Below are 7336 nucleotides of genomic sequence, written 5' to 3' on the forward strand. Positions count from 1 at the left end.
CGGGCGGCGCCCCTGATTCGGGGGCCGCCTCGGGCGCCTCCATCCAGTTGGAGAACCTCACCAAGCGGTACCCGGGCAACCCGAACCCGTCGGTGGACAGCGTCACCATGGAGATCAAGGCGGGCGAGACCGTCATCTTCGTCGGCCCGTCGGGCTGCGGGAAGTCGACAACGCTCAAGATGATCAACCGGCTGATCGAGCCGACCTCCGGACGCATCCGGATCAACGACGAGGACGTCACCGACATCGACCCGGTGAAGCTGCGCCGCAAGGTCGGGTACGCGATCCAGTCGTCCGGGCTGTTCCCGCACATGACGGTGGCCGAGAACATCGCGCTCGTACCGAAGATGATCGGCTGGTCGAAGGCGAAGGTGCGGGACCGGGTCGAGGAGATGCTCGACCTGGTCGGGCTCGACCCGCGCGACTTCCACGGCCGTTACCCGCGCCAGCTCTCCGGCGGACAGCAGCAACGGGTGGGCGTGGCAAGGGCGTTGGCGGCCGATCCGCCGGTCCTGTTGATGGACGAGCCGTTCGGCGCGGTCGACCCGATCACCCGGGACCACCTCCAGGACGAGTTGATCCGCCTCCAGCACGAACTGCACAAGACGATCGTCTTCGTCACCCACGACTTCGACGAGGCGATCAAACTGGGCGATCGAATCGCCGTTCTGCGCGAACGATCACACATCGCTCAATTCGATACGCCCGAGGCCATCCTCACCAACCCGGCCGACGACTTCGTGTCCGGCTTCGTGGGCGCGGGCGCCGCCCTCAAGCGGCTCAACCTCACCCGCGTACGGGATGTGGAGATGGCCGGGTTCCCCACGGTCACCGTGGACGACCCACTCCAGTCGATCTTCAACAAGCTGCGCAGCGGCCCGCACAACGAGCTGCTCATGCTGGATCGCAGGAACCGGCCCTACAAGTGGCTGCGGCGCGGCGACCTGATGCGCGCCAAGGGCTCGCTCGCGCGCGCCGGCCAGCTGGTGCACGACACGGTGACCCGGGACGCGACGCTGCACGACGCCCTGGAGGCGGTGCTCATCGACTCCGGCGGCCGGGTCGCGGTGACCGGGCGGCGCGGCGAGTACATCGGCGTCGTCGACATGGAGACGCTGATGAACTCCGTGCACGAGCTCCTGGAGGCCGACCGGCTCGCCGCCATCGAGCACCAGCACGACCTGGAGGAACTCCGCCACCACCAGACCGAACAGGAGCTGGAGGGCGGTGCGGAGGAGTCATGACGCCCAAGAACCCCGCCTCCGCCGAACGCCCCCCGGGCGAGCACGAGGTCAAGGGGCACGCCTTCCGCGACGAGCTGACCGACGACCTGACCGACGCGCTCGCCGAGCCCGAGGAGGAGGCGAGCCCGGCGCCCGGGAAGCCGGCCCGGCGGATCACCTGGCAGAAGCTGGTGTTCCTGCCGCTCGTCATCGCGGTCGTCCTCGTGATCACGTACTTCTGGATCACCCATGTCCACCTGGACTCGATCGCGAAGAACTCCCTGAACAACGGCAACGTCCAACTGCGGCTGTGGCAGCACGTGAAGCTGACCGCGGTCTCCACGTTCTGGGTGCTGATCATCGCGATCCCGCTGGGCATCGCGCTGACCCGGCGCGGGGTGAGCCGGGCGGCCCCGCTGGTCACCGCGATCGCCAACATCGGCCAGGCCACCCCCGCCATCGGCCTGTTGGCGCTCCTGGTGATCTGGCTCGGCATCGGGCCCGGCACCGCCGTCATCGGCATGGTGATCTACGCGGTCCTGCCGGTGCTCTCCAACACGGTGGCCGGGCTCAAGGCGATCGACCCGCAGCTGGTGGAGGCCTCGCGCGGCATCGGCATGTCGGCGCTCGGCACCCTGGGCAAGGTCGAACTGCCGCTCGCGGTACCGCTGATCCTCGCGGGGGTGCGCACCGCGCTCGTCCTGAACGTCGGCACCGCGACGCTCGCCACGTTCGGCGGCGGGGGCGGCCTCGGCGACCTGATCACCTCCGGCATCCAGACCCAGCGCATGCCGGTCCTGGTCCTCGGCTCGATCCTGACGGTGGCGCTCGCCCTGCTCGTGGACTGGCTGGCCTCGCTGGCCGAGGTGGCGCTGACCCCGCGCGGACTGGAGGTGGGGTGATGCGGCAGCTCCGTACGGCACTGGCCGCCGCCTCGGGCGCCCTGGCGCTGCTCGCCGGGGTGTCCGGCTGCGGGCTCAAGTCGGGATCGCCGATGGTGGACGACGTGGTGCCGGGCTCGGTCGGCAAGGGCCTGCCCCTCAAGGGGGCCTCCCTGACGGTCACGTCGAAGAACTTCAGCGAGAACATCATCCTGGGCCAGATGGTCGGCCTGGTCTTCAAGGCGGCCGGCGCGGAGGTCCTCGACCGTACGAACCTGCCCGGGTCGATCAGCGCCCGCGAGGCGATCGTCAAGGGTGACGCGGACGCGATGTACGAGTACACGGGCACGGCGTGGATCACCTACCAGGGCAATGCCAAGCCGATCACGGATCCGCAGGCGCAGTGGCTCGCGGTGCGCGACGCCGACCTGAAGAACGGCGTGACGTGGCTGCCCCAGTCGACCCTCGACAACACGTACGCGCTCGGCATCAGCCAGGCCAACAACGCCAAGTACCACCTCAAGACGCTCTCGGACGTGGCCGCCCTTTCGAAGAAGGACCCCTCGGCGGTGACGATCTGCGTGGAGAACGAGTTCGCCTCGCGCGAGGACGGACTGCCCGGCATGGAGAAGGCGTACGGGATGTCGGTCCCGGCCTCCAACATCCAGAAGATGGACGCCGGGATCATCTACACCCAGGTGTCCCAGTCCAGCTCCTGCCTGCTCGGCGAGGTGTTCACCACCGACGGCCGCATCAAGGCGATGAACCTGGCGACCCTCCAGGACGACAAGCACTTCTTCCCCAACTACAACGCGGCGCCCGAGCTGCACAGCAAGACGTACGAGAAGTTCCCGGCGATCGCGGGCCTCCTCGACCCGGTCAGCGCCAAGCTCACCACCCAGGTCGCCCGGGACCTCAACGCCAAGGTGGACGTGGACGGCCAGGACCCGCACGACGTGGCGCTGGACTGGCTGGTGCGGGAGGGGTTCATCAAGAAGGGGTGAGCCCGGTACGGCTCGCGAAGAACCCTGTGCAAAGAAGTTGATGCAAAGAAAGCGTTGCAACACTGTCTTTGCAGAGCTACCTTTGGACCATGCCCGAGAGCAAGAAGCCCGAGACGCCCCACAACGACCAGGCCGACAAGGCTGAGCGGACCGGCAAGCACCCCGAGAACGCGGCCGGGGAGCGCATCCTCGACGCGCGCTCCCTGCGCGGCCTCGCCCACCCGCTGCGGATCCGCATCCTGAAGTCGCTGCGCCACGACGGCCCGGCCACCGCCTCCCAACTGGCCGAGCGGCTGGGCGAGTCGAGCGGCGCGACCAGCTACCACCTGCGCCAGCTCGCCGCGCACGGCTTCGTCGAGGACGACCCCGGCCGGGGCAAGGGCCGCGAGCGCTGGTGGAAGGCGATGCACAACGGCACGTCGTTCGCCGACGACCTGCACACCAGCACCGACCCGGAAGTGCGGGGCGCGGCCAACCTGTTCCTGCACGAGATCGCCAATATCCACACCCAGGAGCTCTCGACCTGGCTCGCCACCATGCACGACTGGCCCGAGCCCTGGTCCACCAGCGGCGACCTGAGCGACTTCACGCTCAACCTCACCGCGGCCCAGCTGCACGAACTCAGCGAGAAGCTGCACGCCGTCGTCGAGACGTACCGCACCCTCACGCCCGCCGAGACCGACGACGCCGCCCAGGTCCGCGTCCATCTGCACTCCTTCCCGCGCTCCCGCCCGTCCCGCTGAAAGGACCGCCGCCGCCATGCACAGCGACACCCACCTCCTGATGCACCATCTGCGCGCCGCCGAGCTTGAGACCGAGGCCCGTGCCGCACTCCCCCGCGAGCCCCGCGAGCTGCGTGCCCAACTGGGCTGGATATTGGTCGAGTTGGGCCTTCGACTGACCCAGCAGGCGCCCCGCCGGCAGGCCCGCCTCGCATGAGCGGGCCGGGGGGACACCGCGACCGAAAGCCGCTCGTAGCCGTACTGACCGCCAACGCCGTTTCCGCGAGCGGCAGTTCACTCACCCTCATCGGGGTGCCGTGGTTCGTCCTTGAGACCACCGGCAGCGCGGGCCGGGCCGGGGTCGTCGCCTTCTGCGCGACGCTGCCGATCGTCGTCTCGGCGCTGATCGGCGGCCCGGTCATCGACCGCGTCGGCCGCCGCCGGGTCTCGGTCGGCTCCGATGTCGTCTGCGGGCTCGCGGTCGCCGCGATCCCGCTCCTGCACCACACGGGGCTCCTCGCCTTCTGGATGCTGTGCGCCCTGATGGCACTCGGCGGCCTCGCCCACACCCCGGGCGTCACCGCCCGCTACGTCCTGCTTCCGGACCTCGCCCGCCAGTCCGGTACGACCCTGGCGCGCGCGGCCAGCGTGTACGACGCCGTCGCGCGTGGCTCCCGGATGACCGGCGCGGCCCTGGCCGGCGTGCTCATCGCGGTGACCGGCGCCGGGAACGTACTCGTCATCGACGGCGCGACCTTCGCCGTCTCGGCGGTGCTCGTCGCGGCCGGCCTGCGTGACGTCCGTGCGGCCCGCCCCCGGCGCGACGCGCCACCGGTCTCCCCGCGCACCTACAAGGCCGAACTCCGCGAAGGATACGGCTACTTGGCCCGCACCCGGCTGCTGCTCGCGGTGGTCATGATGGTGATGCTGATGAACGGCACCGACCAGGGCTGGACCGCCGTACTGCTCCCCGTCCACGCCGAGCAGGAGCTGGGCGGCGCGACCCAACTCGGCCTGCTCGCGGCCCTGTTCGGGGCGGGCGGCCTGTCCGGCGCGCTCCTGTACGGCCTGGTCGGCCACCGCTTCTCGCGCCGTACGGTCTTCACGGTCTGTGTGCTGCTGTGCGGTGCGCCCCGGTACGCGGTCGCCGCGCTGACCGGCACCACCCTGCCGCTGGCCGTCACGATGCTGGTCGCCGGGCTCGCGAGCGGCGCGCTCAACCCGATCCTGACCACGGTGATCTACGAAAAGGTGCCGGACGAGCTGCGCAGCCGGGTCGCCGGGGTGCTCACGGCGGGCTGCGAACTGGCGATGCCGCTCGGCGGGCTCGCCGCGGGCTTCCTCGTGGAGGCGGCCGGGGTGCGCGGTGCGCTGCTCGCGGTCGGCGGGGTCTACCTCCTGGCGACGCTGAGCCCGCTGGTCTTCCCTGCCTGGAAGGACATGGACGCGGGCGCCGTCAGCAGGACGGAACCGGGTCGCCCTTCTGCAGCGCCTGGAGCGCGGACACCGCACCCTTCAGCGTAGTCACGGGGATCAGGCGCAGCCCCTTGGGCAGTTCGGACTGCGCGTCCGAACACTCCGCCTTCGGCACGAGGAAGACGGTCGCCCCGTCCCGGGCGGCGGCCTGCGTCTTGAGCGCGACCCCGCCGACCGCGCCGACGTCACCGCCGCCGGTGATCGTCCCCGTACCGGCGACGTTGCGGCCACCGGTGAGGTCGCCGCCGGAGCCGTTGCCGTTCAGCTTGTCGATGATGCCGAGGGTGAAGAGCAGCCCGGCGCTCGGGCCGCCGACGTCGGCGAGGTGGAGGTCGACCTTGACCTTGTCGGGGCTGAGGCCGAGGTAGCCGAGGGCCGCGACGGCGGCGGCGTCCTGCGACTGCTTCATCTGCTCCTGGTTGTGCTCGGAGATCTCCTTCTCGCTGCCACCGCCCGGGTAGACCGAGTCGCGCGGCATCACGGCCCGATCGGTACGGAACCAGCCGTCGACGACGTCGGAGATGCCGACGTCCGCCTTGGGCCCGGTCGCCACGATGGTGGTCATCCGCAGCTGCCCGCTGGTGGGGCGGGTGGGCGCGCCGGAGATGGTGATCACCGGCTTGCCCCCGTCGTCGCCCAGCACGTTCGCGGTCGGCCCCGGCTGCGCCACCGCGAACGGCAGCGGCGCGAAGCAGGCGACGGCGAGCAGCGCCACGACCGGAGAGGCGCCGATGGCGAGGTTACGGAGGCGGGGGTGACGAGTGAGCACGGCTCCAATCTAGCCGTACGCACTTGGCGGCCCGGGGCACGGGCCCGGGCGGGGCCGAGCGGGACCGGGGCCCGGTCCGCACCCTGGCCCGCTACGGCGGGGCTTCGGCGCGGGGCGTCGGCGCGGGGCTCCGGCTCGATGCGGCGGGGCGTCGCCCGGCCCGGGGGTCGCTCCGGCACAGGGCGTCGCTCCGGCCCAGGGCGCCGGCTCAGCGCAGGGCGTCGGCGACTTCCTTCGCCGCGTCCACGACCCGGGGCCCGACCCGTTCGGGCACGGCGTCGGCGAGCATCACCACGCCGACGCTCCCCTCTATCCCGGTGACCCCGACCAGCGGCGCGGCGGCCCCGCTCGCCCCGGCCTCCAGCTCGCCGTGGGTGAGGGTGAACCCGGGCTCGGCGAGGCCCCCGGCCTGCCGGGCCGCGAGGATCGCCCGGCCGGCCGCGCCCTTGTCCAGGGCGTGCCGGAACCCGGCGCGGTAGGCGACGTGGTAGTCGGTCCAGGTCGGCTCGACCACGGCGACGGCGAGCGCGTCCGAGCCGTCGACGAGGGTGAGGTGGGCGGTGGCGCCTATGTCCTCGGCGAGCGAGCGCAGCGCGGGCAGCGCGGCCTCGCGGACCAGCGGATGCACCTGGCGGCCCAGGCGCAGCACCCCGAGCCCGACCCGGGCGCGGCCGCCCAGATCACGTCGTACGAGGGCGTGCTGCTCCAGGGTGGCGAGCAGGCGGTAGACGACCGTGCGGTTGACGCCGAGTTTGTTGGACAACTCGGTGACCGTCAGACCGTGGTCGGTGTCGGCGAGCAGCTTGAGGACACGTAGTCCCCGGTCGAGCGTCTGGGAGGTCTCCGCGGTCACGACACCCACTCCTTAAGTGGTGAGTCGCGGCGGCACTCTCACGTGGTTCGCGGCGCCGGTCCCATCGGCATCGCGCGCGGAGCCCGCCGGCGAGGCCAAGGCACCGGCTGCGCTCCGCGGCGACGCTGCCACGGGGCGTTTGCATGGCGGGGACATTAGCGAGCGGACACCGCTCAGCGGAAGACCTCGTCCAGAATCCGGGCGCGAGCAGAATTCCCGGCCCCCTGGAATGGGCGAACCGACCCCAACGGATGGACAAAACAATGCCCGTGGAGAACGAATTTGATCCCTGTTCGATCACGTTCGGGACCTAAGAGGATGTCTCACGTGGTGATGTGGTGAGCTGCGGCATCATTACCGCTTGTGGGTGTCGATCTGTCGCAGCGACTGGTTCCTGACGGACTGTGG

General features: G+C 70.9%; 8 protein-coding genes. 6 read left to right on the forward strand and 2 right to left on the reverse strand.

Annotated features, from left to right (window positions below):
* The first annotated feature begins 41 nt into the window (after nucleotides 1-41).
* From ACWC2B_RS04190 to ACWC2B_RS04215, 6 genes are all read left to right on the forward strand, one after another.
* The gene (locus ACWC2B_RS04190; RefSeq protein ID WP_450714896.1) at nucleotides 42-1244 is read left to right on the forward strand and encodes an ABC transporter ATP-binding protein; all 1203 of its coding nucleotides are present in this window, start codon (nucleotides 42-44) and stop codon (nucleotides 1242-1244) included.
* Nucleotides 1241-2125, forward strand: coding sequence for an ABC transporter permease (locus ACWC2B_RS04195; RefSeq protein ID WP_450714869.1), 885 nt, complete (start codon nucleotides 1241-1243; stop codon nucleotides 2123-2125). Before ACWC2B_RS04190 ends, ACWC2B_RS04195 begins: the two co-directional genes overlap by 4 nt.
* Nucleotides 2125-3108: a glycine betaine ABC transporter substrate-binding protein gene (locus ACWC2B_RS04200; protein WP_450714870.1), complete on the forward strand. Its 984-nt coding sequence runs from the start codon at nucleotides 2125-2127 to the stop codon at nucleotides 3106-3108. Before ACWC2B_RS04195 ends, ACWC2B_RS04200 begins: the two co-directional genes overlap by 1 nt.
* An 89-nt stretch (nucleotides 3109-3197) precedes the next feature.
* Nucleotides 3198-3851 (forward strand): ArsR/SmtB family transcription factor, encoded by a 654-nt coding sequence (locus tag ACWC2B_RS04205; RefSeq protein WP_450714871.1) that lies wholly within the window; start codon nucleotides 3198-3200, stop codon nucleotides 3849-3851.
* 16 nt (nucleotides 3852-3867) lie between these two features.
* Nucleotides 3868-4047, forward strand: a complete 180-nt coding sequence (locus ACWC2B_RS04210) for a hypothetical protein (protein WP_450714872.1) — start codon at nucleotides 3868-3870, stop codon at nucleotides 4045-4047.
* Nucleotides 4044-5354 carry an MFS transporter gene (locus ACWC2B_RS04215; protein ID WP_450714873.1) on the forward strand — a complete coding sequence of 437 codons (1311 nt, stop codon included), beginning with the start codon at nucleotides 4044-4046 and terminating at the stop codon, nucleotides 5352-5354. Before ACWC2B_RS04210 ends, ACWC2B_RS04215 begins: the two co-directional genes overlap by 4 nt.
* On the opposite strand, the gene ACWC2B_RS04220 is transcribed toward ACWC2B_RS04215, so the two are convergent.
* Both ACWC2B_RS04220 and ACWC2B_RS04225 read right to left on the reverse strand, forming a co-directional pair.
* Nucleotides 5287-6075 (reverse strand): S16 family serine protease, encoded by a 789-nt coding sequence (locus tag ACWC2B_RS04220; protein ID WP_450714874.1) that lies wholly within the window; start codon nucleotides 6073-6075, stop codon nucleotides 5287-5289. The two genes, ACWC2B_RS04215 and ACWC2B_RS04220, sit on opposite strands and share 68 nt — an antisense overlap.
* A gap of 208 nt (nucleotides 6076-6283) precedes the next feature.
* Nucleotides 6284-6928 carry an IclR family transcriptional regulator gene (locus ACWC2B_RS04225; RefSeq protein WP_450714875.1) on the reverse strand — a complete coding sequence of 215 codons (645 nt, stop codon included), beginning with the start codon at nucleotides 6926-6928 and terminating at the stop codon, nucleotides 6284-6286.
* Nucleotides 6929-7336: the final 408 nt, after the last annotated feature.

The organism is Streptomyces sp. NPDC001415, assembly GCF_053597395.1.

Excerpts from the sequence above, each read along its gene's own strand:
- ACWC2B_RS04210 (WP_450714872.1), top strand. The coding sequence starts at position 3,868 with ATGCACAGCGACACCCACCTCCTGATGCACCATCTGCGCGCCGCCGAG.
- ACWC2B_RS04215 (WP_450714873.1), top strand. The coding sequence starts at position 4,044 with ATGAGCGGGCCGGGGGGACACCGCGACCGAAAGCCGCTCGTAGCCGTA.
- ACWC2B_RS04195 (WP_450714869.1), top strand. The coding sequence starts at position 1,241 with ATGACGCCCAAGAACCCCGCCTCCGCCGAACGCCCCCCGGGCGAGCAC.
- ACWC2B_RS04200 (WP_450714870.1), top strand. The coding sequence starts at position 2,125 with ATGCGGCAGCTCCGTACGGCACTGGCCGCCGCCTCGGGCGCCCTGGCG.
- ACWC2B_RS04205 (WP_450714871.1), top strand. The coding sequence starts at position 3,198 with ATGCCCGAGAGCAAGAAGCCCGAGACGCCCCACAACGACCAGGCCGAC.